This is a genomic window from Methylovorus sp. MP688 (assembly GCF_000183115.1).
Lineage (GTDB): Bacteria > Pseudomonadota > Gammaproteobacteria > Burkholderiales > Methylophilaceae > Methylovorus > Methylovorus glucosotrophus.
Map to the genome: position 1 here is coordinate 695,148 of NC_014733.1, position 24,952 is coordinate 720,099.

26 protein-coding genes and 2 tRNA genes are annotated in these 24,952 nt (G+C 55.6%); 23 read left to right on the top strand and 5 right to left on the bottom strand.

Features of this window, described 5'->3' with window-relative positions; all coding sequences use genetic code 11:
• Position 1: 1 nt before the first annotated feature.
• The gene (locus MPQ_RS03375) at positions 2–673 is read left to right on the top strand and encodes a Crp/Fnr family transcriptional regulator (RefSeq protein WP_013441493.1); all 672 of its coding nucleotides are present in this window, start codon (positions 2–4) and stop codon (positions 671–673) included.
• Positions 674–682: 9 nt separating this feature from the next.
• Here MPQ_RS03375 and MPQ_RS03380 read toward each other — a convergent pair whose 3' ends face one another.
• The 5 genes from MPQ_RS03380 to MPQ_RS03400 all read right to left on the bottom strand — a co-directional run bounded on the left by MPQ_RS03380 (position 683) and on the right by MPQ_RS03400 (position 5,098).
• Positions 683–2,389 (bottom strand): TrkA family potassium uptake protein, encoded by a 1,707-nt coding sequence (locus MPQ_RS03380; RefSeq protein ID WP_013441494.1) that lies wholly within the window; start codon positions 2,387–2,389, stop codon positions 683–685.
• 28 nt (positions 2,390–2,417) lie between these two features.
• The gene (locus MPQ_RS03385; RefSeq protein ID WP_013441495.1) at positions 2,418–2,792 is read right to left on the bottom strand and encodes a DUF6394 family protein; all 375 of its coding nucleotides are present in this window, start codon (positions 2,790–2,792) and stop codon (positions 2,418–2,420) included.
• Between the two features lie 51 nt (positions 2,793–2,843).
• Positions 2,844–3,854 (bottom strand): inorganic triphosphatase, encoded by a 1,011-nt coding sequence (locus MPQ_RS03390; protein WP_013441496.1) that lies wholly within the window; start codon positions 3,852–3,854, stop codon positions 2,844–2,846.
• The gene (locus tag MPQ_RS03395) at positions 3,847–4,479 is read right to left on the bottom strand and encodes a ParA family protein (RefSeq protein WP_013441497.1); all 633 of its coding nucleotides are present in this window, start codon (positions 4,477–4,479) and stop codon (positions 3,847–3,849) included. Before MPQ_RS03395 ends, MPQ_RS03390 begins: the two co-directional genes overlap by 8 nt.
• 166 nt (positions 4,480–4,645) lie before the next feature.
• Positions 4,646–5,098 (bottom strand): histidine phosphatase family protein, encoded by a 453-nt coding sequence (locus MPQ_RS03400; protein WP_013441498.1) that lies wholly within the window; start codon positions 5,096–5,098, stop codon positions 4,646–4,648.
• A gap of 119 nt (positions 5,099–5,217) precedes the next feature.
• Between MPQ_RS03400 and MPQ_RS03405 the strand changes: the two genes are divergently transcribed.
• From MPQ_RS03405 to MPQ_RS03510, 22 genes are all read left to right on the top strand, one after another.
• Positions 5,218–6,144, top strand: a complete 927-nt coding sequence (locus MPQ_RS03405) for a hypothetical protein (RefSeq protein ID WP_049821865.1) — start codon at positions 5,218–5,220, stop codon at positions 6,142–6,144.
• On the top strand, positions 6,137–7,843 hold the full coding sequence (gene recJ / locus MPQ_RS03410) for a single-stranded-DNA-specific exonuclease RecJ (protein WP_041362554.1): 1,707 nt from the start codon (positions 6,137–6,139) through the stop codon (positions 7,841–7,843). The genes MPQ_RS03405 and recJ overlap by 8 nt, the downstream gene beginning before the upstream one ends.
• A gap of 49 nt (positions 7,844–7,892) precedes the next feature.
• Entirely contained in the window at positions 7,893–8,648 is a 756-nt protein-coding gene (gene tpiA, locus MPQ_RS03415) for a triose-phosphate isomerase (RefSeq protein WP_013441501.1), read from the top strand.
• A gap of 50 nt (positions 8,649–8,698) precedes the next feature.
• Entirely contained in the window at positions 8,699–9,049 is a 351-nt protein-coding gene (gene secG / locus MPQ_RS03420; RefSeq protein ID WP_013441502.1) for a preprotein translocase subunit SecG, read from the top strand.
• Between the two features lie 29 nt (positions 9,050–9,078).
• A tRNA-Leu gene (locus tag MPQ_RS03425) sits at positions 9,079–9,163 on the top strand.
• A 55-nt stretch (positions 9,164–9,218) separates the two neighbouring features.
• Complete coding sequence (locus tag MPQ_RS03430; protein ID WP_015829529.1) at positions 9,219–9,575, top strand: NADH-quinone oxidoreductase subunit A; 357 nt, start codon at positions 9,219–9,221, stop codon at positions 9,573–9,575.
• Between the two features lie 133 nt (positions 9,576–9,708).
• On the top strand, positions 9,709–10,185 hold the full coding sequence (locus MPQ_RS03435; RefSeq protein ID WP_013441505.1) for an NADH-quinone oxidoreductase subunit B family protein: 477 nt from the start codon (positions 9,709–9,711) through the stop codon (positions 10,183–10,185).
• Between the two features lie 4 nt (positions 10,186–10,189).
• On the top strand, positions 10,190–10,786 hold the full coding sequence (locus MPQ_RS03440) for an NADH-quinone oxidoreductase subunit C (protein ID WP_013441506.1): 597 nt from the start codon (positions 10,190–10,192) through the stop codon (positions 10,784–10,786).
• The gene (locus MPQ_RS03445) at positions 10,779–12,032 is read left to right on the top strand and encodes an NADH-quinone oxidoreductase subunit D (RefSeq protein ID WP_013441507.1); all 1,254 of its coding nucleotides are present in this window, start codon (positions 10,779–10,781) and stop codon (positions 12,030–12,032) included. Before MPQ_RS03440 ends, MPQ_RS03445 begins: the two co-directional genes overlap by 8 nt.
• Positions 12,032–12,505: an NADH-quinone oxidoreductase subunit NuoE gene (gene nuoE, locus MPQ_RS03450; RefSeq protein WP_013441508.1), complete on the top strand. Its 474-nt coding sequence runs from the start codon at positions 12,032–12,034 to the stop codon at positions 12,503–12,505. Before MPQ_RS03445 ends, nuoE begins: the two co-directional genes overlap by 1 nt.
• The gene (gene nuoF / locus MPQ_RS03455) at positions 12,505–13,824 is read left to right on the top strand and encodes an NADH-quinone oxidoreductase subunit NuoF (protein WP_013441509.1); all 1,320 of its coding nucleotides are present in this window, start codon (positions 12,505–12,507) and stop codon (positions 13,822–13,824) included. The genes nuoE and nuoF overlap by 1 nt, the downstream gene beginning before the upstream one ends.
• Positions 13,825–13,942: 118 nt before the next feature.
• Positions 13,943–16,327 (top strand): NADH-quinone oxidoreductase subunit NuoG, encoded by a 2,385-nt coding sequence (gene nuoG / locus MPQ_RS03460; protein WP_013441511.1) that lies wholly within the window; start codon positions 13,943–13,945, stop codon positions 16,325–16,327.
• Positions 16,324–17,355, top strand: coding sequence for an NADH-quinone oxidoreductase subunit NuoH (nuoH, locus tag MPQ_RS03465; RefSeq protein ID WP_013441512.1), 1,032 nt, complete (start codon positions 16,324–16,326; stop codon positions 17,353–17,355). Before nuoG ends, nuoH begins: the two co-directional genes overlap by 4 nt.
• Before the next feature lie 7 nt (positions 17,356–17,362).
• On the top strand, positions 17,363–17,854 hold the full coding sequence (gene nuoI, locus MPQ_RS03470) for an NADH-quinone oxidoreductase subunit NuoI (protein WP_013441513.1): 492 nt from the start codon (positions 17,363–17,365) through the stop codon (positions 17,852–17,854).
• Between the two features lie 70 nt (positions 17,855–17,924).
• Positions 17,925–18,566: an NADH-quinone oxidoreductase subunit J gene (locus MPQ_RS03475; protein ID WP_013441514.1), complete on the top strand. Its 642-nt coding sequence runs from the start codon at positions 17,925–17,927 to the stop codon at positions 18,564–18,566.
• Positions 18,566–18,871, top strand: a complete 306-nt coding sequence (nuoK, locus tag MPQ_RS03480) for an NADH-quinone oxidoreductase subunit NuoK (RefSeq protein ID WP_013441515.1) — start codon at positions 18,566–18,568, stop codon at positions 18,869–18,871. The genes MPQ_RS03475 and nuoK overlap by 1 nt, the downstream gene beginning before the upstream one ends.
• Positions 18,872–18,885: 14 nt before the next feature.
• Entirely contained in the window at positions 18,886–20,922 is a 2,037-nt protein-coding gene (gene nuoL, locus MPQ_RS03485; RefSeq protein ID WP_013441516.1) for an NADH-quinone oxidoreductase subunit L, read from the top strand.
• A gap of 3 nt (positions 20,923–20,925) precedes the next feature.
• Positions 20,926–22,404, top strand: coding sequence for an NADH-quinone oxidoreductase subunit M (locus MPQ_RS03490; RefSeq protein ID WP_013441517.1), 1,479 nt, complete (start codon positions 20,926–20,928; stop codon positions 22,402–22,404).
• A 29-nt stretch (positions 22,405–22,433) separates the two neighbouring features.
• Positions 22,434–23,885, top strand: a complete 1,452-nt coding sequence (gene nuoN, locus MPQ_RS03495) for an NADH-quinone oxidoreductase subunit NuoN (RefSeq protein ID WP_013441518.1) — start codon at positions 22,434–22,436, stop codon at positions 23,883–23,885.
• A gap of 9 nt (positions 23,886–23,894) precedes the next feature.
• Complete coding sequence (locus tag MPQ_RS03500) at positions 23,895–24,191, top strand: DUF2818 family protein (protein WP_013441519.1); 297 nt, start codon at positions 23,895–23,897, stop codon at positions 24,189–24,191.
• 108 nt (positions 24,192–24,299) lie between these two features.
• A tRNA-Pro gene (locus tag MPQ_RS03505) sits at positions 24,300–24,376 on the top strand.
• A 222-nt stretch (positions 24,377–24,598) separates the two neighbouring features.
• Positions 24,599–24,916, top strand: coding sequence for a hypothetical protein (locus MPQ_RS03510; RefSeq protein WP_041362001.1), 318 nt, complete (start codon positions 24,599–24,601; stop codon positions 24,914–24,916).
• Positions 24,917–24,952 lie beyond the last annotated feature (36 nt).

Here is a 24,952-nt window from a genome sequence, read left to right on the forward strand (position 1 = left end):
CATGGCACACATCAAACCCATTACGGATCTGGACTGGTTGGTGCAATTCCCCGCGCTGATGGCATTGGAGCCCGAGGCGCGGAGCTTGTTGTTGAAGCATGCGCGCGTGGTCGAAGCCCCGGTCGGTACCATAGGCTATGAGGAAGGTACCCCTTGCCACGCTTATGTGCTGAGATTGGCGGGGCAATCGCGCGTGTTCAAACTTTCCAGCAGCGGCCGGGAGATTTTGCTGTACCGCGTGACGGGTGGCGAAACCTGCGTATTGACGACCACCTGTCTTTTGGGCTCCAGCGATTATCCCGCATCTACCGTCGTGGAGGAGCCGATACGCGATATCCTGGTGCCGGCCGCTGCCTTTCACGAAATGATGCTGGAGTCACGCGTGTTCCGCCGCTTTGTCATGGAAAACTATGGCGCCCTGATCAGTGATCTGATTGTGCTGCTGGATGAAGTGGCTTTTCATAGCCTGGACGCCAGGCTTGCCAAACTGCTGCTGGAGGAGCCGGGTGACCAGGTGCGTCGTACCCATCAGCAGCTTGCGGATGAACTGGGCACGGCACGTGAAGTGGTGAGCCGCCAGCTCAAGCGCTTCGAGCAAAAAGGCTGGCTGGCGCTGGGGCGTGGCAAACTGGAATTGCTGGATCGGGCTGCGCTGGAGCGCATGATTCATTAAGCCGTGTTTTTATACGGAAGCGTTGTGCGCGGATTTGCGGCGTTTGATCTGCCGCCACAGCCAGCTATCCGCCAGCTGCTGGTCATGCAGCATGTAGCGCATGGTTTTGAAATCTCCCAGCGCGTAAGTCGTGGTGCTCTTGGCGTTGTCATGGCCGCAAAACAGGATGCGGTCTCCGCGTTCAAGTGGGGTAGTGGCTTCTGGCAGCAGTAGCGGCTGATGGTTGCGTAATATCATCAACGGCACAATCGGCAGACTGGTTTCCCGATGATGCGGATTGCGCAGGATGTCCGCCAGCGTAATCGGTTCATGCGCCAGCATGTGGAACAGGGCGGGCGTGTTTTCCTGCGTAATGCTGATGGCCCAGGTTTCCGGCACATTTTCGCCCACGGTTTCCACCAGGCGCTGTATCAGGCTGTTGGCCCAGACATTGGTTTGCAGCCGGACTAGGCTGAGGAATTGCGCCAGCAGCGGTGAAATCATGTTGGCCAGGCATTCATGCGCAATGATGTCGCTGGGTTCCATGGTGATGTCGGCCTTGAAGTGCTCAAACAGCGCGGCGTTAAAGCGCTTGTTCTTGCGCAATACCACAAACAGATCCGGGTTCATCTCGCGCGCGGTCATCACGATAGACAGGTTGTTGATGTCGTCATTGGTGCCCGCCACGATACCCACCGCTTCATGCACCCCTGCCTGTTGCAGTGTCTCCTTCTCGGTGCCATTGCCCACGATACATTCCTTGCAGCCAGTACGCTCCGGGTCAGCCTCGATGATGGTGGTGACGATGTGCTCAAGCTCCAGATTCTGCACGACCGAACGGCCAAAGCGGCCATAGCCGCAAACGATCCATTTGCCGATGGGCGGGCAGATCGGCGATTTCAGGCTTTCCCCAGGCACGCCGGTCAACCATTCATGCAGCAGGTAAGTGCCAATGGCATGCACTTCCATCGCCAGATGATCGCCAAAAATTGTGTAGGGATTGATGATGTGATCGGTGCCAAACGAGGCCATGTTGGACGCCGTTTGTTCGGTTTCGGCGCGCCCCAGCACGCGTAGCTCCGGGCTGATCAGCTTCACTGCCACGGCAATGGCGAGATTGGCATGATCATCATTGGTGAGCGCGGCAACGCCCTGGCACATCGGGTTTTTCAGCCCGGCACGCAGCAGGGTTTCGGGCAGCTTGGCATCCGCACACAGGTTGGGGATATCAAACTGGTAATCTTCCAGCTCCAGCTCATTGATGCGCTCCTGCTCCAGCTCGATCACCACCACGCGCACTTCATTTTTATCCAGTGCCCGCACCAGCAGGCTGCCGGTTTCGCCATAGCCGCAGACGATATAAAACGGCTCCATCAGATGGTTGACCTCACGCGCAAACCGCGAGGTGGTAAAGGCCTGGCGCAAGCCCGGATCCTGGAACAGGGTAATGATCTTGCCGATAGCGTAAAACCAGGGGATCACCGTGAGGTAAATCGAAAACGACATCCACATGCGTTGTGCCGTGGAGTAGGGGAAAGGCACTTCGCCAAAGCCTATGGTGGTGGCGGTATAGCTGATGACGTAAAACGCTTCAAAAATGCTGAGTCGCCATGGGTGACCATCCGGGTCAACGCCTGGCATGAGCGACATGCCGGCGACCGCAATGGTGTAGCTGACAATAACCGCGATGATAGGCAGGCGCATGCGCCTGAGAATCAGAAACAGGATGTTGTTCACGGCGTGGCGGCTTTGCGCTTGCCTTGGCCTAGCGCTTGATCTGGATGGTTTCTGCAATCAGCAGAACCACGGAGGTGATGTTGGCAAGCAGTGCACCGCCCGAGAGCGAGACCACACTCACGATAACGCTGGGGTCATCACCTTGTGTGCCTGCTGCTGCCCAAAGGATAGCCGCGGCAATCAGTTGCAGATCCGCGACCAGGCTGGTGGCCAGGTGAATGGCCCCAATATGCGTGCGGTCGCCGAACTTGAGGACGGTGGCAATCAGATTCACCACAATCGCGACATACAGCTCATAGGCGTGGTGATGGTGAGGGTTATCAATGTCGCCGATAAAAAAGCCGAAATTCAGCGTCAATGCCAACAGGATAAAAAAACCGAAAATGACTTTCTCGAGATTCATGGTATTCCCTTGTGCTGATGAGGCTAAAGGCGGTTGCCCATTATGCAGAGCTTACCGGGGCTGAACAAGCGTTGCCTGGGCCAGCAGCCAGGCGCCGGTTTGCAGAAGCAGGCGCTGGCAGCGCTGGCTTTGCAGCAGCGTGTGGAGGTGATGCGCTGCTGCTTGGTCATCCGGCTGTGTGGCATGGGCCGTATCGTGCAGCCAGTGGTATTCGGTCAGCAATGCAGCAGGCGTCAGTGTGTACAGCTGCAGTGCGCTTGGCAGGTATTGCAGGGTGCTACGGATCTCGGCGATGGCATGCTGCTGGAGTTGAGCGTCGTCTGCTTCCAGCAAGGCTTGCTTGCTTTGTACTTGGTGCACGCATGCCCACACCAGCTTGGTCAGCGCCGCTTTATCCAGGGCTTGCGGCAATGCCGCCAGCGCCAGGGTGGAAAGCGATGGCGGCAGCGTGCGGTAATGTCCATAGCCGCGCTGTGCCTTGCTGATGTTTTCGATGGTGAGCGGAATATCTGCCTGCAAAGCCAGCGCCAGCGAAAATACCTGTGCGGCATCGCCACTTTTCAGTTCGATCTCGACTTCGCTGATGGTTTCGCGAATATGGCTGCCCACTTGCAGCTCGCCCAGATCAAGAGCCACTTCCAGCGCCGTGCCGTCAGCCATGCGCAGTTGCCATTCGGTGCGTTCCACATCCGTCACGAACAGGGGCTGCAAGGCATCGCGCAATTGCCGGTCGGCAAATATGGCAGCCAGCGCGGGTTCGGTGATTTTGCTGAAATCAGGCTCGCTGCCGCTGATAATGTCTTCCCACTCCATGCGCTGGTGGAGGCCGGCGACGGAGGAGCCCGCGGCTTTTACCGCCTGAAACCAGCCGCCGGACATGCTGCGCACGCGCAGGCTGATTTCGGCATCCAGCAAACGCAGGTCGGGTGTGTCGAAGTACGTGCTGATGAGCTGGCGCGTGAGCGGACCATGCTCCAGTCCATTTGCCAGCGCTGGGTGATTGAACAGGCGCGTTGTATCAGCCGCGTCTATGCGCAGCTTCAGTTCTATTTCATTAGGCATTGCGGTCTGCGTTCACCAGCCAGTGCAGCAAGGGCGCCCATTGCTGCAGATCACGAGCGACCTGCGATGGGCGAATATCAAACAGGCTGGCGCCTTGTTCGGCGACCAGGGCATAAATCTGCGCATCCCGCAGGTTGCCCATGACGGGGAAGCCGCTTTTATCGAGATAGCGCTGCAAATTTGCCGCCGAACGGGTACGGCTGTCGATGCGCATGCCGACGACGGCGACAAAGGTACGCTCCTTGCGCACGGCTTTTTCTTCGCGCAGGGTTTCAAGGAATTCCTGGCTGGCGCCAATATCAAAGGCCGAGGGCTGGATGGGTACAATCACCCAGTCGGCTGTTTTTACAGCGTCGGTCAGCTTGTCGCCGCGCAGTCCGGCGGGGGAGTCGATGATGGTCCAGTCTGCACTCAGGCTGTCTGCGTGTCTGCCGCGACCATCCATGCCATGAATCAAGGGGAGTTGACTCGGTCTGCGCTCCAGCCATTGCAGGGAAGATTGCTGCCTGTCCATGTCCGACAGCACGACATGGCGTCCACGGCTGGCAAAGTACCCGGCAAGATTGGTGGCCAGTGTGGTTTTACCGCTGCCTCCCTTGGGGTTGGCGATCAGTACTGTTCTCAAATTCCGTCTTCCTTGTTTGCCGGCCTGTTGTGCCAGCCGGTGGCTGACCACATTATTCTGCGCGGCATTTCTTCTTGTGTCTGTTTATGCTTGAGCGCTTGATTTTGCCTGCTGAGCGTTATGGGATGCAACCAACAGGCTTGCGATATATCTCAGGTAACGCGTTTTATAGATGATCCGGCGAAATAACCGCACGCAAAATGGTCTGGTCTTCATGGGCGCGCTGGCGATTGCTCAGCCACCAGATATTGCCTTTCTTGACGCACCAGTACTGAATTTTTCCGCTCATGGCCAGCGCAGCCGCCATGCCCAGCGAGGGTTGGTGCCCGACGACCAGCACTGAGCCCTGAGCCTTGGGCCAGCCGGCGGCTTGCAATACATCATGCGGAGCGGCGCCGGGGGCGAGGGCGTCGACTGTCGTGAAATCCATCCCCAGTGCCAGCGCAGTTTGCTGGGTGCGCGTGGCTGGGCTCACGATAATGCGGGTGGCGGGGGGCAGGTGCTGGCGTAACCATTCGCCCATGACAGCGGCCTGTTTTTTACCATTGGCCGTGAGGGCGCGCGTGATGTCTGGTGAGGTGTCGTCTGCTTCGGCATGACGCCATAAAATGAGATCCATATAGCGTATCATTCTGTTAAGTTGAATATATCTTAGCGCCTGCACGGCGTATAACAAAGTGACATCTAAGTGAACCTGAAGTGAATCTCCAGATTTTCCTGAAAACACCGCACACATTAATGACCATGAGTCCCGCCGTGGTGGCGACCTTTGAGCGTTTGCTGGCGGTGGGTCGACGTGAATTCCTGACGACGACCATTGATGAGATATTGTGCAGCAGCGCGGGTCTTGCCAGCCAGCAAGACTGGCCGCTAGCCTCATTGGCGGCGCTGGCTGACGGCCTTTCATTGCCGACCGAGTATGTGTTTTTTGCCCATCCTGTGCATCTGCAACTGCAGCGTGACTCTTTTACGATTGCCGTGCCTGAGGCCTTGTCGCTGCAAAAAGCAGAGGCGGATAGCTTGCTGACTTTATTGAATGAGCATTTTGCGGAGCAGGAGCTTAAATTTGTGCAGAGCCCGCATTGCGCTGATCGCTGGTATTTGCAGGTGCAAACGCCGCCGCATATTCAAACAACCCCGGTCGATGTGGCAGTGGGGCGCGATATTCGCAGCCTGTTGCCGCATGGGCAGGATGCGGCTTTCTGGAATGCCTTTTTGAATGAATTGCAGATGTTGCTGTTCGAGCATCCGCTTAATCAGGCGCGCGAGGCGCAGGGCGCATTGCCGGTAAGCGGCGTGTGGGTCTATGGCGGCGGCGTCTTGCCAGCGAAATCCCCCCGGGTATTGCCGCTGCTTTTTGCTGAGGATGCCGTGGCGCGTGGTCTGGCTACCCTGCAGGCAGGCGAATGCCATGCGGTGCCGCAGGATATTCGCGAATTGCTACGACATGAAGCGACGCAGGCCTGGCTGGTTCCAGTTGAATCGGCAGCGGCGGTGGTGAATGGATTGCCCGTGCTATGGCAGGCGCTACGTCGCGGGGGGCTAAGTCAGCTGGAATTGAATATTGCTTTGGGAGATCGGGTATTGCAGTGTCGCGTGAATAAATGGGATACCTATCAATTCTGGCGTAAATCCAGACCGTGGACGGAGGTGCTTGGTGGTTAATATTGTAAGGCGCGAGCCTGACGAGGCTGCTGCTGCCACGCTGGCAGCCAGTGGCTTGTCGCCATTGCTGGCGCAGCTGCTTGCGGCGCGCGGAGTTAAAACGCCAGTGCAGCTTGAAGCCTCGCTCGCCGGGCTGATTCCTCCTGATCGTCTGACCAATAACACTCGCATGGCGGCTTTGCTGGCAGATGCGATTGTCGCAAAGCGCTCTCTGCTGGTTGTCGGCGATTATGATGCGGATGGGGCAACCGCCACCGCCGTGATGGTGCGCGGCTTGCGCATGCTGGGCGCAGTAGTTGATTTTCTGGTGCCTAATCGCTTTGAATATGGCTACGGCCTGACGCCTGAAATTGTGGAGCTTGCTGCTCAGTCCAAGCCGGATTTCATCATTACCGTGGATAATGGCATTGCCAGCGTCGATGGGGTGGCGCGTGCTAATGCGCTGGGCATGTCCGTACTGGTTACGGATCACCATTTGCCCGGCGACCATGTGCCGGCAGCCGCCTGCATTGTGAATCCCAATCAGCATGGCTGCGATTTCCCCAGCAAGCATCTTGCCGGAGTGGGCGTGGCGTTTTATGTGATGCTGGCTTTGCGTGCCGAGATGCGGGCGAGAGGCTTGTTTGAGGGCAAGGCTGAGCCGAATCTGACCAGTCTGCTGGACTTGGTGGCCTTGGGAACGGTGGCTGACCTGGTCAAGCTGGATGACAACAACCGCATTCTGGTTGAGCAGGGGCTGCGGCGTATTCGTGCCGGCCAGTGCAGCCCGGGTATTTTATGGCTGATGCGTCTGGCAGGCCGTGAGCCCGCCTCAAGTTGTGCGCAGGATCTTGGTTTCAGCGTGGGGCCAAGGCTGAATGCGGCAGGTCGCCTGGATGACATGACGCTGGGCATCAGCTGCCTGCTGGCTGAGGACGATCAGTCAGCCCATGCCATGGCCCAGCAGCTGCATGCCCTCAACCATGAACGTCGCAGCATAGAGGCGGATATGCAGGAAAGTGCGCTGGCAGAGCTGGATGGCCTGGATGCAGAAGGCCGCTATAGCCTGAGTTTGTATCAGCCGGACTGGCACCAGGGGGTGATAGGCATTCTGGCATCGCGCATCAAGGAGCGTTACCATCGCCCCGTAATTGCCTTTGCCCAGGCGGGCGATGGGGTGCTCAAAGGCTCGGGGCGTTCGATACCCGGGCTGCATCTGCGGGATGCGCTAGATCTGCTGTCCAAGCGTGAGCCTGATCTGATACTCAAGTTTGGCGGGCATGCCATGGCAGCCGGGCTCAGTATTCGCGAAATTGATATGGAGCGTTTCCGGCTGGGCTTCGAGTCTGTGGTGGCAGGCTTGCTGACTCCAGCGGATCTGGAGTCCATTATTGAAGTCGACGGGGCGCTGACGCTGGAGGATATGCACTGGGATGTAGCGGTGGCGCTGCAGCGCCAGGTGTGGGGGCAGGGGTTTCCTCCCCCGATGTTTTGCGACGATTTTGAGGTGGTGGCGCAACGGATTGTCGGTGGCAAACATCTAAAGCTTACTTTGTCGACCCGTGGACGCGCCGTGGATGCGATATTTTTCCGGCAGGAGGAGTTTTTGCCGCAGTATGTCACGGCGGTGTATGAATTGCAGACCAATGCCTTTAACGGCGCCCGCAACGTACAGTTGCTGATCAAGCACTGGCAGCCTGTGGCGGCGCAGTCAAATTGACTGCCGAGCAGGCTGCACGGTACCATTCGGAAAATTTTTAGGTATTCATATGCGTCGTAAGCTGGTGGTCGCTAATTGGAAAATGCATGGCGACCTTGCGCAAAACAAGGTGCTGTTTGATGCATTCAGGCAGCGGCTTGATCATTTGACCTCGGCCGATTTTGCGGTCTGTGTGCCATACCCTTATCTGTTTCAGGCGCAGCAGGAGCTGCAGGGCAGCCATATTGCCTGGGGCGCCCAGAATGTTGCCAAGCATGAAGTCGGAGCATACACCGGAGAAGTCAGTGCGCGCATGCTCAAGGACTTTGGTGCCAGTTATGTGATCGTGGGGCATTCCGAGCGCAGTACCGCCTATTGCGAAAGCGACGAGAATATTGCCGCCAAATTTGTGGTGGCGCGCAAATCGGGCATCACGCCTGTGCTTTGCCTGGGAGAAACCCTGGCCGAGCGCGAGTCCGGTCTGTGTCATCAAGTCATTGCCAGCCAGATTGATGCCGTACTGAAGACGGTGGGGGCTGGCGTGTTTGCACATGCCGTTGTTTCCTATGAACCGGTATGGGCTATCGGCACGGGTTTATCTGCAACACCGGAGCAGGCACAGCAGGTACATGCGTTTATCCGTGATAGAATCGCCGCGCTGGATGTGCATGCGGCAGAAACCGTAAGAATTCTGTATGGGGGTAGCGTAAATCCCCTAAATGCGTCACAATTATTCGTTATGCCGGATATAGACGGCGGTTTGATTGGCAGATGTTCATTGAATGCCAACGATTTTGAGGAAATTTGTCGCGCTGCTTGTCAGTAGATTTGATAAAATCAAACTAAAGCTGACTTAAGCAGTGGATTTGAGAGAACATGGAAACTTTAGTATCAATTGTGCACGTATTGGCTGCACTCGGTGTTATCGGATTGGTATTGCTTCAGCACGGCAAGGGTGCTGATATGGGCGCCGCTTTTGGTAGTGGTGCTTCAGGCAGCCTGTTCGGTGTTAGCGGATCCTCCAACTTCATGAGTCGTGCCACCGCTGTTTTTGTGGGCATCTTCTTTGCTACCAGCTTGACCCTGGCTTACATGTCTAGCCACCGCACCCAAGGTTCAAGCGTCGTCAAGCTCCCAACGAATTCTGTTGTTGCACCTGGCAAGGCAAGCGAAAGCGCGCCAGCCAAACCTGCTGAATCCTCACCAGCAAAGGATGTGCCGCAGTAATAGTTGTATTGGCTTTAGCAGCCAGACTTGCCGTCGTGGTGGAATTGGTAGACACGCTATCTTGAGGGGGTAGTGTCGAAAGACGTATGAGTTCGAGTCTCATCGACGGCACCAATAATTAAAATACTCAATCACAATTAGGTGCATTGAGTTAAATTGGGGCGTGAACATGCTGGAAAACTACTTTCCTATATTACTGTTCATCATCGTCGGTTTAGCCGTCGGTATAGCCCCTATTGTCCTTGGCAAAGTGGTGGCCCCCAGCCGCCCTGACGCCGAAAAAAATTCTCCCTATGAATGCGGCTTCGAAGCTTTCGAAGACGCTCGCATGAAATTCGACGTACGTTATTACCTCGTCGCTATCCTCTTTATCCTGTTCGATCTTGAAATCGCTTTCCTCTTCCCCTGGGCCGTTGTGCTGCAGGAAATTGGTCTTTTCGGTTTTATTGCCATGCTGGTTTTCCTGGGAATTCTGGTGGTGGGTTTCGTCTACGAATGGATGAAGGGGGCGCTCGAGTGGGAATAAACCTCAATCGCTGTCCTGGTAATGTGCCATTGGCGGCGCATGTTCAGTCCGCTGCCTTGCTATCCATTACGCATATTGTTATCGCTCTGCTACCTGCTTTATGGCAAGTAGATGCCGACTACGGGGTCTCTGCATGAGTATTGAAGGTGTACTGGAAAAAGGGTTTGTCACGACCACGCTGGATACGGTCATCAATTACACGCGCACGGGTTCGCTGTGGCCGATGACGTTTGGTCTGGCGTGCTGTGCGGTGGAGATGATGCATGCGGGCGCATCCCGTTATGATCTGGACCGGTTTGGCATTGTATTCCGCCCAAGCCCCCGCCAATCCGATGTGATGATCGTGGCAGGCACGCTGGTCAATAAAATGGCCCCTGCGCTACGCAAGGTATATGACCAGATGGCCGAGCCGCGCTGGGTCATTTCCATGGGCTCCTGTGCCAATGGCGGCGGTTATTACCATTACTCGTATGCTGTTGTTCGCGGCTGTGACCGTATCGTTCCTGTCGATGTATATGTGCCAGGTTGTCCACCGACAGCCGAGGCGCTGCTCTATGGCATCATCCAGTTGCAAAACAAAATCAAGCGTACCAATACTATCGCCAGGTGATTACATGAGCTCCCGTCTGCAACAACTTACCGCCAATATTGAGTCGGCGCTTGGAGACAAGCTGGGCCGTCTGGTGAGCCATGTCGGCGAATTGACGATTGAATGCTCGGTTGCCAATATGCTGGATGTCTGCCTTATCCTGCGAGACCATCCTTCGCTCAAGTTTGAACAGCTGATTGATCTGTGTGGCGTTGACTATGCCGAGTATGGGGAGGGTAGCTGGAGCGGGCTGCGTTTTGCCACGGTCTACCATTTTCTTTCCATCAGCTTGAACCAGCGTGTGCGTTTGCGGGTATTCGCAGCAGATGATGATTTTCCCGTACTTCCTACGCTGGTAGATATGTGGCCGGTTGCCAACTGGTTTGAACGCGAGTCCTTCGACCTCTACGGCATTATGTATGAAGGCCATCCTGATTTGCGCCGTCTGCTCACCGACTATGGTTTTGTAGGCCACCCTTTCCGCAAGGATTTCCCGATGATAGGCAATGTGGAAATGCGCTATGACCCTGAGCAACAGCGCGTCATTTATCAGCCAGTGACGATTGATCCCCGCAACAACGTGCCACGTGTTATCCGTGACGAGGGCTTCCATCATGGCTGAAATTCGTAACTACACCATGAACTTCGGTCCCCAGCACCCGGCTGCGCACGGCGTGCTGCGACTGGTGCTGGAGCTGGATGGCGAAGTCATCCAGCGGGCCGATCCGCACATTGGCCTGTTGCACCGTGCGACGGAAAAGCTGGCCGAGAATCGCACCTATCTGCAGTCAGTGCCTTATATGGATCGCCTCGACTATGTGTCGATGATGGCGAACGAGCATGCCTATGTCATGGCGATTGAAAAGCTGCTCGGGCTCGAAGTCCCCATCCGCGCTCAATATATCCGCGTGATGTTCGATGAAATTACCCGCGTGCTGAATCACCTGCTGTGGCTGGGTGCGCATGCGCTGGACGTCGGCGCGATGACGGTATTCCTGTACGCATTCCGCGAGCGTGAAGACCTGTTTGACTGCTATGAAGCCGTCTCTGGCGCCCGCATGCACGCTGCTTACTACCGGCCTGGCGGTGTCTATCGTGATTTGCCAGCCCGTATGCCGCAATACGAAAGCTCCACCGTTCGTGCCAAGGATGAAATCAAGCGCCTCAATGAAAATCGCCAGGGCTCCTTGCTCGATTTCATTGAAGACTTTACCAACCGCTTCCCCGGATATGTGGACGAATACGAAACCCTGCTGACCGATAACCGTATCTGGAAGCAGCGTACTGTGGGAATTGGCGTGGTGACGCCTGAGCGCGCCTTGGCGCTGGGCTTGTCCGGCCCCATGTTGCGCGGTTCTGGTTTTGCCTGGGACTTGCGCAAGAAACAGCCTTACGAAGTCTACGACAAGATGGATTTCGATATCCCGGTGGGCGTAAATGGTGATTGCTATGACCGTTACCTGGTGCGTATCGAAGAAATGCGCCAGTCCAACCGTATCATCAAGCAATGCATAGACTGGCTGCGCAAAAATCCTGGCCCGGTGATTACTGACAATCACAAGGTGGCACCGCCTGCCCGTGAAGGTATGAAGCAGGACATGGAGTCCCTGATCCACCACTTCAAGCTGTTTACCGAAGGCTTTCATGTGCCCGCCGGAGAAGCCTATGCAGCGGTGGAACACCCCAAGGGTGAGTTTGGCATTTACCTGATTTCGGATGGGGCCAACAAGCCTTATCGTTTGAAAATTCGTGCGCCTGGTTTTCCGCATCTGGCAGCGCTGGATGAAATGACGCGCGGCCACATGATTGCCGACCTGGTGGCCATTATCGGTACACAGGATATCGTTTTCGGGGAGATTGATCGCTAATGTTGTCTCAGGAATCCCTCGCCAAGATTGATCGCGAATTGACCAAATACCCGGCTGACCGTCGTCAGGCGGCCGTCATGTCCGCCTTGCGTATTGCCCAGGATGAAAAAGGCTGGTTGTCCAAAGATACAGTGGCCTTTGTGGCGGAGTATCTTGGTATCCCGCCGATTGCCGCCCTGGAAGTCGCCAGTTTCTACAATATGTATGAGCTGGAACCGGTTGGGCAGTACAAGATCACCGTCTGTACCAATATCTCCTGCATGCTGCGTGACTCCGATGTCATTGTGGACCATTTGCAGGAGCGCCTCGGTATCGGCTTCAACGAAACCACGCCTGATGGCAAATTCACACTCAAAGAAGGCGAGTGCATGGGTTGCTGCGGCGGTGCGCCTTTGTTCCATATTAATAACAAGCGCATGTGTGAATTCCTGACCAAGGAAAAAGTGGATGCGATTCTGGAGGAGTTGAAGTAATGGCTGCTTTTGATACGCCTGTTCAACATCGCTCCGACAAGGAAACTCTGGTCTGCCTGCGCACGCTGGGGCAGCCTGATCCCGCATCGCTGCAAGCCTATCTGAATGTGGGCGGCTACAAGCAATTGCAACGCCTGGTGCAGGATAAGGTGAAAGCCACCGACGTCATCACTCAGGTCAAGCTTTCCGGTCTGCGCGGCCGCGGTGGCGCTGGTTTTCCTACCGGTCTCAAGTGGAGCTTCATGCCGCGTTATTACGATGGCACCAAGTATCTGGTATGCAATACCGATGAAGGCGAGCCCGGTACCTTCAAGGACCGCGACATCATCCGCTACAACCCGCACCAGCTGATTGAAGGCATGGCCATCGCCGCCTATACGCTGGGCGCGCGCGTGGGCTACAACTACATACACGGTGAAATCTGGCAGGACTACGAGATATTCGAGCGTGCGCTGGATGAAGCGCGTGCTGCTGGCTTCATAGGCGAAAACCTGTTCGGCACCACCTTCAGTTTTGATCTGTTTGCCGTGCATGGCTATGGCGCGTACATCTGCGGTGAAGAAACCGCACTGATCGAGTCGATTGAAGGCAAGAAGGGCCAGCCGCGTTTCAAGCCGCCATTCCCCGCCAGTTACGGCGTGTTCGGCAAACCGACCAATGTCAACAATACCGAGTCCTACACATCGATACCCTGGATACTTGAGCATGGTGGCGATGCCTTCCAGGCGCTGGGTGTGCCAAACTCAGGCGGCACCAAGCTGTTTTCGGTGTCCGGCCATGTGGAGCGCCCAGGCAATTACGAAGTGCGCATGGGCATGCCGTTTACCGAACTGCTGGATATAGCCGGTGGCGTCTGGAAAGGTCGCCAGCTTAAGGCCGTGATTCCTGGTGGTCCATCGACGGCCGTCATGCCCGCTGCCGCCATCATGGGTGCGACTATGGATTACGATGGCTTGTCCAAGGCGGGTTCCAGTCTGGGTGCAGGATCCATGATCGTGATGGATGAAACCACCTGCATGGTGAAAACCCTGAAACGTCTCTCGTATTTCTTCTATGAAGAATCCTGCGGTCAATGCACGCCGTGCCGTGAAGGTACAGGCTGGCTTTACCGCGTGGTGAAACGTATTGTCGAGGGTGAAGGTCGCATGGGCGATCTTGATCTCCTGACCGATGTGAGCAGCAATATCTCCGGCCGCACGATTTGCGCGCTGGGCGATGCCGCTGCTACGCCGGTGCTCAGTTTCATCAAGCATTTCCGTCCTGAATTCGAATATTACATTCAGCATGGCAAGTCCATGGTGACGGGCAAGGCGGAGTGATGGTCATGACCACGTACACATGCAATTTCAGTCGTGATAAAGCCAGCCAGCTGGTGTTCTTGCGTGTGTCCGGGGTTGAACATAGCTTTTCAGTGTTAGGCTTTTCAAGGTTAGTACCATGCTGAATATAGAGATAGACGGCAAAGCCGTAGAAGTCGATCACGGCACCACGATCATCGATGCAGCCGACAAGCTTGGCATTGCCATTCCGCGTTTCTGCTATCACAAAAAACTCTCCGTAGCCGCCAATTGCCGCATGTGTCTGGTGCAGGTTGAGAAGTTTGCAAAGCCGCTGCCTGCCTGTGCGACGCCAGTTGCCGATGGCATGAAAATCTTCACCCGCTCCAAAGCCGCCGTGGAAGCGCAGAAAAGCGTCATGGAGTTCCTGCTGATCAATCACCCGCTGGATTGCCCGATTTGCGATCAGGGCGGCGAGTGTGACCTGCAGGATATCGCCGTTGCTTACGGCGCCCCCGCTTCGCGCTATGCCGAAGAAAAGCGGGTAGTCCTTAACAAGAATATCGGCCCATTGGTCTCTACCGACATGACCCGCTGCATTCAGTGCACGCGCTGCGTTCGCTTCCTCAAGGAAGTCGGCGGCATGATGGAGCTGGGCATGGTAGGCCGTGGCGAGCATGCCGAAATTACGGCGTATGTCGACAAGAGTGTCGACTCCGAACTATCCGGCAACATCATTGATTTGTGCCCCGTGGGCGCACTCACCAGCAAGCCATTCCGCTACAAAGCCCGTACCTGGGAACTGACACGCCGTCCTTCCATTGCCCCGCATGATGGTCTGGGTTCGCAGATCGAAGTGCATATCAAGGATGGGAAAGTGTTGCGCGTACTGCCGCGCGAAAAAGAAAGCATCAATGAATGCTGGCTGTCTGACCGTGACCGTTTTTCCTATGAAGGCCTGAACAGCCCCGACCGTCTGACCGTGCCCATGATCAAGCATCATGGTGAGTGGCACGAAACCGACTGGAAGACGGCACTGGAATTTGCGGCAGGCCAGCTCAAGGACATTACCAATGCCGACGGCGGCGAGCAGTTTGGCGTGCTGGTTTCACCCAACAGCACCATGGAAGAAGCCTATCTTGCCAAGCAGATTGCGCATGGCCTGGGCTCCAGCAACATTGACTATCGCCTGCGCCAGACCGACTTCCGCCTGGATGGCAAGCGCATGGGGACGCCGTGGATGGGCTGCAATATCCCTGACCTGCAAGAGATGGATCGCATCCTGGTCATCGGCAGCAATCTGCGCAACGAGCACCCGCTGCTGGCAAACCGTATTCGTAAGGCAGTAGCGCAGGGCGCCGAGCTGTCGCTGGTCAACCCTATGGATGATGATCAGTTGATGGCCGTCAAGCACAAGGCGATCTGCACCCCGAACGATATGGTCAACGTGCTGGCGCAGATACTGAAAGCCATGTCAGGTTTGCAACGCCTGTCGCTGTGTTTGCCAAAGTCACTTAATGATCTGCTGGAAACCGTCCGCGTGTGGGATAACTCGCAAGCCATGGCAGAAAGCCTCGCCGGTTTGGGCAAGGAAGTCGACCTCGTCAGCCCGCGCACCGGTATTTTCCTGGGCAATATTGCCCAAAGTCATCCTCGCTTTACCGAGCTTTATAGTCTGGCTGAAGCCATTGCATCGCTCTGCGGCGCTACCTTTGGCATCCTGTCGCCAGCAGCCAATAGCACCGGTGCCCATCTGGTGGGCGCCCTGCCAGGCGAGCATGGCCTGAATGCCAAAGCCATGCTGGAGTCACCACGCAAGGCTTACCTGCTGGTGAATGTGGAGCCCGAGCTGGATTGCCATCATGCTGCGCAGGCCCGTCAGGCCATTGCGGAAGCCGAGTGTGTGATCGCACTGACAGCATACAAATCCGAGGCGCTGGAGCATGCCGATGTGCTGCTGCCAATTGCGCCGTTTACCGAGACCTCCGGCACCTACATGAGCATGGAAGGGCGCGTGCAGAGCTTTACCGCGGTGACCAAGCCCTTGGGTGAATGCCGTCCGGGCTGGAAAGTATTACGCGTGTTGGGCAATACCCTGGGCTTGTCCGGCTTTGATTTTGATAGCAGTGAACAGGTTAAAAACGCGATTTTTGGCGGTCAGAAACCTTCTACTGTGGTCTGGAACTCGCTCAATAACAATCTGCGCGAACTGATCGAAATTCAGGTCAAGATCAAATCCAATGTCTTGCAACGCCTGGGCGAAGTACCGCAGTTCCAGTCCGATGCTATCGTGCGTCGCTCACCGCCATTGCAAAAAACCCGTGCCGTGCAGGCTCCGGTAGCTGCCATGCATAGTCAGCTGCTTACAGAGCTGGGCCTGGATGATGGTGAAATGGTCACCGTGAAGCAGGGGGTGGCAAGTGTGCTGCTTAAAGCCAAGCGTGATGATGGCCTGCCACATGGCGTGGTGCGTGTACCGACCGCCCTGCCGGTGACCAGTCTGCTGGGTGATCTCATGGGTGAAATCGAGGTGACACGCGCATGATCGCCTTTATGCAAAATCTGTTGGGCCCAGCGTGGCCCGTGGTCTGGACCCTGGTCAAGATCATTGCCATCGTGGCGCCCATCATGGGCGCGGTGGCTTACCTGACCCTGGCTGAACGCAAGGTGATTGGCTTCATGCAGGTGCGCATGGGTCCTAACCGTGTGGGCTATTTTGGCCTGTTGCAGCCGATTGCCGACGGCCTGAAGCTGTTGATGAAGGAAATCATCATTCCTTCGGCGGCCAATAAAACCTTGTTCCTGCTGGGACCCGTGCTGGCGATTGCGCCTGCGCTGGCGGCCTGGGCCGTGGTGCCGTTTGATGTGGACATGATCCTGGCCGATATTGATGCGGGCTTGCTGTATATCCTCGCCATGACTTCGGTGGCCGTATATGGCGTGATCATCGCTGGTTGGGCATCCAACTCCAAGTATGCCTTCCTTGGCTCGCTACGCTCGGCGGCCCAGATTGTTTCCTACGAAATCGCCATGGGCTTTGCGCTGGTGGGTGTGCTGATGTGCGCCGGCAGCCTGAATCTGGGCAAGATCGTGGTCGCGCAGGCGGGCGGTTTCTGGCAATGGTACTGGTTGCCATTGTTCCCCTTGTTTATTGTTTACTTTATCAGTGCAGTGGCGGAAACCAATCGCGCCCCATTTGACGTGGCCGAAGGCGAGTCCGAAATTGTCGCGGGTTTCCATGTGGAATACTCGGGCATGGCGTTTGCCGTGTTCTTCCTGGCCGAATACGCCAACATGATACTGGTCTGCATGCTGGCGGCCATCATGTTCCTGGGTGGCTGGCAGCCTCTGCTTGACGTAGCGCCTTTCAACATGATCCCAGGCTTCCTGTGGCTGATCATCAAGGTGGCGCTGCTGTTGTTCTTCTTCCTTTGGTTTCGGGCTACTTTCCCGCGTTATCGCTATGACCAGATCATGCGACTGGGCTGGAAGGTGTTTATTCCTATCACGCTTGTTTGGATCATCGTGGTTGGCGGTCTGATGCAGACCCCGCTGGCCTATCTGTTCCACTGAGACCATTATGCTAGCCAAGATCAAAACCGTATTATCAAGCCTGATGCTGGTCGAGTTGCTGAAAGGCATGGCGCTGACCGGACGTTATTTTTTCGCGCGCAAGATCACCATTCAGTTCCCGGAAGAGCGCACGCCCATGAGCCCGCGTTTTCGTGGTCTGCATGCCTTGCGCCGCTACCCGAATGGCGAGGAGCGCTGCATTGCCTGCAAGCTGTGCGAAGCTGTTTGCCCGGCCATGGCGATCACCATTGAATCTGAGCAGCGCGAAGACAATACGCGCCGTACCACACGCTACGATATCGATCTGACCAAATGCATTTTCTGCGGCTTCTGCGAAGAATCATGCCCGGTCGACTCCATTGTGGAAACGCGGATTTTTGATTACCACGGCGAGAAGCGCGGCGATTTGCTTTATACCAAGCCCATGCTGCTGGCGGTGGGCGATAAATATGAAACCCAGATTGCGGCGGATCGCAGTGCGGACGCCAAATACCGCTAATTTAGCGTGCCAATAAACACGAGCGACGGATACGAATAACTATGCGCCCTACATCAACCGAGCTGACTAGATGAATTTCAACGACTACGTATTCTATGTCCTGGCGGCTATCCTGCTGTTTGCTGGCTTGCGCGTCATTACTTCACGCAATCCGGTGCATGCCGCCTTGCATCTGGTGCTGGCGTTTTTTACCGCTGCCGGTATCTGGCTGCTGCTGGAGGCCGAGTTTCTGGCGATTGCGCTGGTGCTGGTTTACGTGGGCGCGGTGATGGTGCTGTTCCTGTTTGTGGTGATGATGCTGGATATCAATCTCGACAAGCTACGTGAAGGTTTCTGGGAAGCGCTGCCGATTGCCTTGCCCGTGGGCATTCTGATGACGCTGGAAATGGTCATGATTCTGGGCTCCAAGCACTTCGGCGTTGACCGTGTTGCAGCGCCAACCCCGCATCCCGCCGGTTATAGCAATACTGCCGAGCTTGGGCGTCAGCTGTATACCGATTACCTGCTGCCGTTTGAGCTGGCTTCTGTCGTGCTGCTGGTGGCGATTGTGGCGGCCATTGCGCTGACCCTGCGTGATCGCAAGGATTCGAAGTTCATTGACCCGGCCGAGCAGGTCAAGGTCAAGCGTGCAGACCGTATTCGCATGGTGAGCATGCCTGCCGATGTGGAAATCCCGGCAGCTGCCGAGACCGAAGGAAAGGACAAGGCGTAATGGTTGGCCTCTCGCATTACCTCATACTGGGTTCATTGCTGTTTGCCATCAGCGTGGTCGGCATTTTCCTTAACCGCAAAAACGTCATCGTGCTGCTGATGGCAATTGAGCTCATGCTGCTGGCGGTTAACCTCAACTTTATTGCCTTCTCGCATTATCTGCAGGATACGGCTGGCCAGGTGTTCGTGTTCTTCATTCTGACGGTGGCGGCAGCCGAGTCTGCCATTGGCCTCGCCATTCTGGTGGTGCTGTTCAGAAACCTGAAAACCATCAACGTCGATGACATCAACAGTCTCAAGGGTTAAGCGGAAAATAACAAATGACTGACATGCAAACCATCTATCTGCTGATTCCGCTCTTGCCACTAGTGGCGGCGACCATTGTCGGCCTGTTTGGCCGCATGCTGCCGCGCGCTGCTGCACACTGGCTCACCATTGCTGGTGTGGCAGGTGCCTTTGCGCTGTCGGTAGTGGTATTCAATGATGTGTTGCAGGGCAGGGTGTTCAACGGCACGGTCTACACCTGGCTGACCAGTGGCGATACCAGCTTTGAAGTCGGGTTCCTGATCGACCGGCTGACAGCTGTCATGATGCTGGTGGTGACCTTTGTTTCGCTGATGGTCCACGTATACACCATAGGCTACATGGCCGAAGATCCTGGCTATAGCCGCTTCTTCAGCTATATCTCGCTGTTTACCTTCTCCATGCTGATGCTGGTGATGAGCAACAACTTCATGCAGCTCTTCTTCGGCTGGGAGGCGGTGGGCCTGGTGTCCTATCTGCTGATTGGTTTCTGGTATACCCGCCCGACCGCCATCTATGCCAATCTCAAGGCTTTCCTGGTAAACCGCGTGGGCGATTTCGGCTTCCTGCTCGGCATTGCCATGGTGCTGTATTTCTTTGGCAGCCTGGATTACGCCGCCGTGTTCTCCATCGCACCGCAGTTTGCCGATGCCACGGTCAGCATCATCCCCAATACCGAATGGTCGCTGTTGACGGTGATTTGCATCCTGCTGTTTATCGGCGCCATGGGTAAATCGGCGCAAGTGCCTTTGCACGTATGGCTGCCAGACTCCATGGAAGGCCCGACGCCTATTTCTGCGCTGATCCACGCGGCTACCATGGTGACTGCCGGTATTTTTATGGTGGCGCGCATGTCGCCGCTGTTTGAAATGTCGACGACAGCTTTATCCACTGTGATGGTGATCGGCGCGATTACTGCCTTGTTCATGGGCTTTCTTGGCATCATCCAGAACGACATCAAGCGCGTGGTGGCGTATTCCACGCTGTCGCAACTGGGCTACATGACAGTGGCGCTGGGTGCATCGGCCTACTCCGTGGCCATCTTCCACCTCATGACCCATGCCTTCTTCAAGGCCTTGCTGTTCCTGGCCGCCGGTTCTGTGATCATGGGCATGCACCACGATCAGGACATCCGCAATATGGGGGGCCTGCGCAAATACATGAAGATCACCTGGATCACCTCATTGATTGGCTCCCTGGCGCTTATCGGCACGCCATTGCTGTCCGGCTTCTACTCCAAGGATTCGATTATCGAAGCGGTGAAGCTCTCGCATATCCCCGGCAGTGGCTTTGCCTACTTTGCCGTGCTGGCGGGCGTGTTTGTGACGGCGTTTTACTCTTTCCGCATGTATTTCCTGGTGTTCCATGGCAAGGAGCGCTGGATGGAAAAAACAGCGCATGCGCATGATCACCATGATGCCCATGCCGATGATGATCATGATCACGACGAGCATCACCACGGCCTGGGCCCGCACGACAAGCCGCACGAGTCGCCCTGGGTGGTGACCCTGCCGCTGATCGCACTGGCGATCCCATCGCTGGTTATCGGCTATATCGCCATTGGCCCCATGCTGTTCGGACATTTCTTTGATGGCGTGATCTTTGTGGATACCGAGGCACACCCCGTCATGCATGAGCTGGCGCATCATTTCCACGGCGCTGGCGCCATGGCTCTGCATGCCCTGACCAGCCTGCCTTTCATCTTTGCCCTGGCGGGTGTGGTGCTGTCGTGGTTCTTCTACATGAAGCGGCCGGACATCCCTGCCGCCATCCAGAAGCGTTGCGGCTGGCTGTATCGCCTGATGGAAAACAAATATGGCTTTGATACCTTTAACGAGAAGGTATTCGCCGGTGGCTCGCGCTTCCTGGGTGGCAAGCTCTGGGGCATAGGCGACGTCAAGTGGATCGATGGTTATCTGGTCAACGGCACCGCACGCCTGATTGGTCGCATTTCCGGCATTATCCGGCACTTGCAGTCCGGCCTGATCTATCACTACGCCTTTGCCATGATCATCGGCGTGTTCCTGTTACTGTCCTTGTTCATGAAAGTATAAGCGGTGGATTGGCCTATTCTTAGTCTAAGTATCTGGGTACCTATTTTCGCCGGGGTGCTGGTGCTGTGCACGGGCGGTGATCAAAACGCACGTCTGGCGCGCTGGCTGGCCTTGTTCGGCAGTATCGCGGCTTTCCTGGTCACGCTGCCTTTGTATACCCATTTCAACATGATGGATGGCGGCTTTCAGTTTCAGGAAGGCCATCGCTGGATCACCTCCTTCAATATCAATTACCACCTGGGGGTTGATGGCCTGGCCGTACCGCTGATCATCCTCACCAGCTTTACCACGGTGATAGTGGTGATTGCCGGCTGGGAAGTGATCGAGAAGCGCGTGGCGCAATACATGGCGGCATTCCTGATCATGTCTGGGTTGATGATAGGCGTATTTGCCGCGCTGGATGCCATTCTGTACTACATGTTCTGGGAAGCGATGCTGATCCCCATGTTCCTGGTGATTGGTATCTGGGGTGGTCCTAACCGCGTCTATGCCACCATCAAGTTCTTCCTCTATACCTTTATCGGCTCTCTGCTGATGCTGGTGGCTTTCATCTATCTCTATCATCAGAGCAATAGTTTTGAGCTGGTGGATTACTACCAGCTGCCGCTCAGCTTCAAGGCGCAGATCCTGATCTTCCTGGCTTTCTTCATGGCATTTGCCGTCAAGGTGCCGATGTGGCCGGTGCATACCTGGCTGCCGGATGCCCACGTGGAGGCACCAACGGGTGGTTCCGTGGTGCTGGCAGCCATTGCCCTTAAGCTTGGCGGCTACAGTTTCCTGCGCTTTGCCATGCCGATAGCTCCGGATGCTGCACATTACCTCTCCGGTTTCATGATCACGCTGTCACTGATTGCCGTGGTGTATATCGCCTTGGTGGCCCTCGTGCAAAAGGACATGAAAAAGCTGATCGCCTATTCGTCGATCTCGCACATGGGCTTTGTCACGTTGGGCTTCTTCATTTTTAATCCGCTGGGCATGGAAGGCGCGATTGTGCAGATGATTTCGCACGGTTTTGTATCCAGTGCCATGTTCCTGTCGGTGGGCGTGCTGTATGACCGCATGCATAGCCGCCAGATCGCTGATTACGGCGGTGTGGTCAACACCATGCCAACATTTGCTGCCTTTGCTGTGCTGTTTGGCATGGCCAATGCCGGTCTGCCAGGCACCTCCGGCTTTGTGGGGGAATTCATGGTGATTCTGGGCGCCTTGCAAGCCAACTTCTGGTTTGCCTTCCTCGCCTCCACCACGCTGATCCTGGGCGCAGCCTATACGCTGTGGATGGTGAAGCGCGTGTTCTATGGTGAGATTGGCAATGCCCATGTGGCCGCGCTGAAAGACCTGAATCGCCGCGAGTTTTTCATCCTGTCGGTGCTGGCTCTGCTGGTGATCGGGTTTGGCGTGTATCCGCACCCGATTACCGAAATGACACACGCCACCGTGAACAACCTGCTCGCGCACATGGCGCAGAGCAAGCTGCTTTGATAATGCCTAGATAACAAGCGAACCAGCCAATGAACGCGATTCAATCCGACCTGTATGCCGCCTTGCCGGAGATCATCATTCTCTGTATGGCGATGTTCGTGCTGCTTCTGGACCTATTCCTCAAGTCACACAATCGCTCCCTGATATACATCTTTACCCAGTTGGGCCTCGCAGCGGCGGCAGTCGTCACCGCGTGCACGCACAATGTCTCGGTGGTGAGCTATGCCTTCAATGGCATGTTTGTCGATGACCCCTTGTCCGATGTGCTCAAGCTGATGATGTACCTGACAACATCGGTCATGCTGGTCTACACCCGCCAATATGTCTCGCTGCGTGATATGTTCCGTGGCGAGTATTTTGCCCTTACGCTGTTTGCCTTGCTGGGCATGATGATCATGGTCTCCGGCCAGCACTTCCTCACGCTCTACATGGGCCTGGAACTGCTGTCGCTGTGTCTGTATGCACTGGTCGCCATGGACAGGGACAACCCGCGCGCCACCGAAGCCGCCATGAAGTATTTCGTACTGGGTGCGCTGTCTTCCGGCATGCTGCTGTACGGCATGTCCATGCTGTACGGCGTGACGGGCACGCTGGATGTTGCCGAAGTCGCCAACGCCTTGCTGCAAGGTGCGCCTGATCATGCCGTGCTGGTATTGGGCGTGGTATTCCTGATTGCAGGCCTGGGCTTCAAGCTCGGTGCAGTGCCTTTCCAGATGTGGGTGCCGGATGTGTACCATGGCGCGCCCACGGCCGTCACGCTATTCATTGGCTCGGTAACCAAGCTGGCCGCGTTTGCCTTCATGATCCGCCTGCTGATTCAAGGGCTCTATGTGCTGGCGATCGATTGGCAGGGCATGCTGGCGATCATGGCTGTGTTGTCCATCCTCATCGGCAATATCACCGCCATTGCGCAAACCAACCTCAAGCGCATGCTGGCATATTCCACCATCTCGCATGTGGGCTACCTGCTATATGGCTTCATGAGTGCGGGCACCAATGGCTATGTGTCCGCCATGTTTTACATCATGGCTTATATGCTGATGACCCTGGGCGGCTTCGGCATCATGCTCTTGCTCTCACGCAAAGGCTTTGAGGCCGATAACCTGGAAGACCTGAAAGGCCTCAACCAGCGCAGCCCATGGTATGCCTTCCTCATGCTCATCATCATGTTCTCCATGGCCGGTGTGCCACCCACGCTGGGCTTCTATGCCAAGTTTGCCGTGCTGCAGGCCGCGCTCCAGGCTGGCTTTGTTGGCCTCGTCATCTTTGCCGTGGTCATGGCCGCGATTGGTGGTTTCTACTACCTGCGCGTGGTCAAACTCATGTACTTTGATGAACCACTGGATAACACGCCGATCAAAGCCCCGATCGACATGAAAGTGCTGCTCAGCCTCAATGCGCTGCTGTTGCTCGCACTCGGCATGTTCCCGCAACGATTGATGGATATTTGCGCTTACGCCATCACCCACAGTTTTCAATAAGTAGCTGATATGACACAAACGATTTTGCTGTTGCTGGCCCTGGTGCTGGCGAATATGCCCTGGTTTTCCGAACGCCTGTTTTTCGTGATCCCGCTTAAAGGCGGCACCAAGCACACTGGCTGGTGCTTGCTCGAACTCATCGTGATGTACTTCGTCACCGGTGGCATCGCCCACTACGCCGAACTCTCCACCATGGGCCAGGCATTCCCCCAGGGCTGGGAATTCTATGCCACCACCGGCAGCCTGTTCCTCGTCTTCGCCTTCCCCGGCTTCGTCTACCGCTACTTCTGGCTCAACCGCGCCTGAGCCTGCGTTATCAAGCCGCCAGCACTCAGTGAGGGCGGCCTGTCTGTTGAATTTTACTGTCAGCAACAGGATAATAAAGCCTCCTTTCGCCATCACCCGCATGGCTTCCGGGGTGTAGCTTAGCCTGGTAGAGCGCCGCGTTCGGGACGCGGAGGCCGGAGGTTCGAATCCTCTCACCCCGACCAAACACTCATAAAAATCGTCTATCAATGTTCGTAATATCGAACATTGGCTCACAGCTTCTATGAAAGCACTTTTTTAAAAAGACCGTATTTGGCTTTGCGGAAATCAGCTACAAGATTTCTTTAAATTTGGTCGTAACCATGTTGTAATTCAAACACCTAATATGCCTGTACAAGCGATTACAAGAGATATGTATTTGAATTTTATTCAGCAAGGTAAATAAAATGGTTACAGAATTTGCTCCGGAAGGCTATGAACCTACATTGGATAGAATTGTGTCGGCATTTGGAAAGGCTCCACACTTTGTAATAGGTGGTAGGAGTTTTACTTTAAACGAAATTTTTGGGGATATTTTGTATGGAGTTGAAGGTGTAAAGGCTAAAACTAAAGTACCTGAAAAATTGGAAATCATAGAACAGGTGATTGCAAAACTTCATGAAGCCAGGGCTGCATTGGAAGCTAACGAGGAGCGAGCAGGGATCATGGCTTTAGCAGATGCAAAGGAGCTCTTCAGAAGTATCAGATTAGCGGGTAGAAAATAACTCCCTCAACATCTGATCGACGCGCAGGCACCATTT

Bases quoted from the DNA above. Each gene is read 5' to 3' on its own strand.
- MPQ_RS03435 (WP_013441505.1), top strand. From the start codon at position 9,709: ATGAGTATTGAAGGTGTACTGGAAAAAGGGTTTGTCACGACCACGCTG.
- MPQ_RS03445 (WP_013441507.1), top strand. From the start codon at position 10,779: ATGGCTGAAATTCGTAACTACACCATGAACTTCGGTCCCCAGCACCCG.
- nuoF (WP_013441509.1), top strand. From the start codon at position 12,505: ATGGCTGCTTTTGATACGCCTGTTCAACATCGCTCCGACAAGGAAACT.
- MPQ_RS03500 (WP_013441519.1), top strand. From the start codon at position 23,895: ATGACACAAACGATTTTGCTGTTGCTGGCCCTGGTGCTGGCGAATATG.
- MPQ_RS03385 (WP_013441495.1), bottom strand. From the start codon at position 2,792: ATGAATCTCGAGAAAGTCATTTTCGGTTTTTTTATCCTGTTGGCATTG.
- MPQ_RS03510 (WP_041362001.1), top strand. From the start codon at position 24,599: ATGGTTACAGAATTTGCTCCGGAAGGCTATGAACCTACATTGGATAGA.
- nuoL (WP_013441516.1), top strand. From the start codon at position 18,886: ATGACTGACATGCAAACCATCTATCTGCTGATTCCGCTCTTGCCACTA.
- MPQ_RS03400 (WP_013441498.1), bottom strand. From the start codon at position 5,098: ATGGATCTCATTTTATGGCGTCATGCCGAAGCAGACGACACCTCACCA.
- secG (WP_013441502.1), top strand. From the start codon at position 8,699: ATGGAAACTTTAGTATCAATTGTGCACGTATTGGCTGCACTCGGTGTT.
- MPQ_RS03405 (WP_049821865.1), top strand. From the start codon at position 5,218: ATGACCATGAGTCCCGCCGTGGTGGCGACCTTTGAGCGTTTGCTGGCG.
- nuoN (WP_013441518.1), top strand. From the start codon at position 22,434: ATGAACGCGATTCAATCCGACCTGTATGCCGCCTTGCCGGAGATCATC.
- nuoH (WP_013441512.1), top strand. From the start codon at position 16,324: ATGATCGCCTTTATGCAAAATCTGTTGGGCCCAGCGTGGCCCGTGGTC.
- MPQ_RS03390 (WP_013441496.1), bottom strand. From the start codon at position 3,854: ATGCCTAATGAAATAGAACTGAAGCTGCGCATAGACGCGGCTGATACA.
- tpiA (WP_013441501.1), top strand. From the start codon at position 7,893: ATGCGTCGTAAGCTGGTGGTCGCTAATTGGAAAATGCATGGCGACCTT.
- nuoI (WP_013441513.1), top strand. From the start codon at position 17,363: ATGCTAGCCAAGATCAAAACCGTATTATCAAGCCTGATGCTGGTCGAG.
- nuoG (WP_013441511.1), top strand. From the start codon at position 13,943: ATGCTGAATATAGAGATAGACGGCAAAGCCGTAGAAGTCGATCACGGC.
- MPQ_RS03475 (WP_013441514.1), top strand. From the start codon at position 17,925: ATGAATTTCAACGACTACGTATTCTATGTCCTGGCGGCTATCCTGCTG.
- nuoK (WP_013441515.1), top strand. From the start codon at position 18,566: ATGGTTGGCCTCTCGCATTACCTCATACTGGGTTCATTGCTGTTTGCC.
- MPQ_RS03375 (WP_013441493.1), top strand. From the start codon at position 2: ATGGCACACATCAAACCCATTACGGATCTGGACTGGTTGGTGCAATTC.
- MPQ_RS03430 (WP_015829529.1), top strand. From the start codon at position 9,219: ATGCTGGAAAACTACTTTCCTATATTACTGTTCATCATCGTCGGTTTA.
- MPQ_RS03440 (WP_013441506.1), top strand. From the start codon at position 10,190: ATGAGCTCCCGTCTGCAACAACTTACCGCCAATATTGAGTCGGCGCTT.
- nuoE (WP_013441508.1), top strand. From the start codon at position 12,032: ATGTTGTCTCAGGAATCCCTCGCCAAGATTGATCGCGAATTGACCAAA.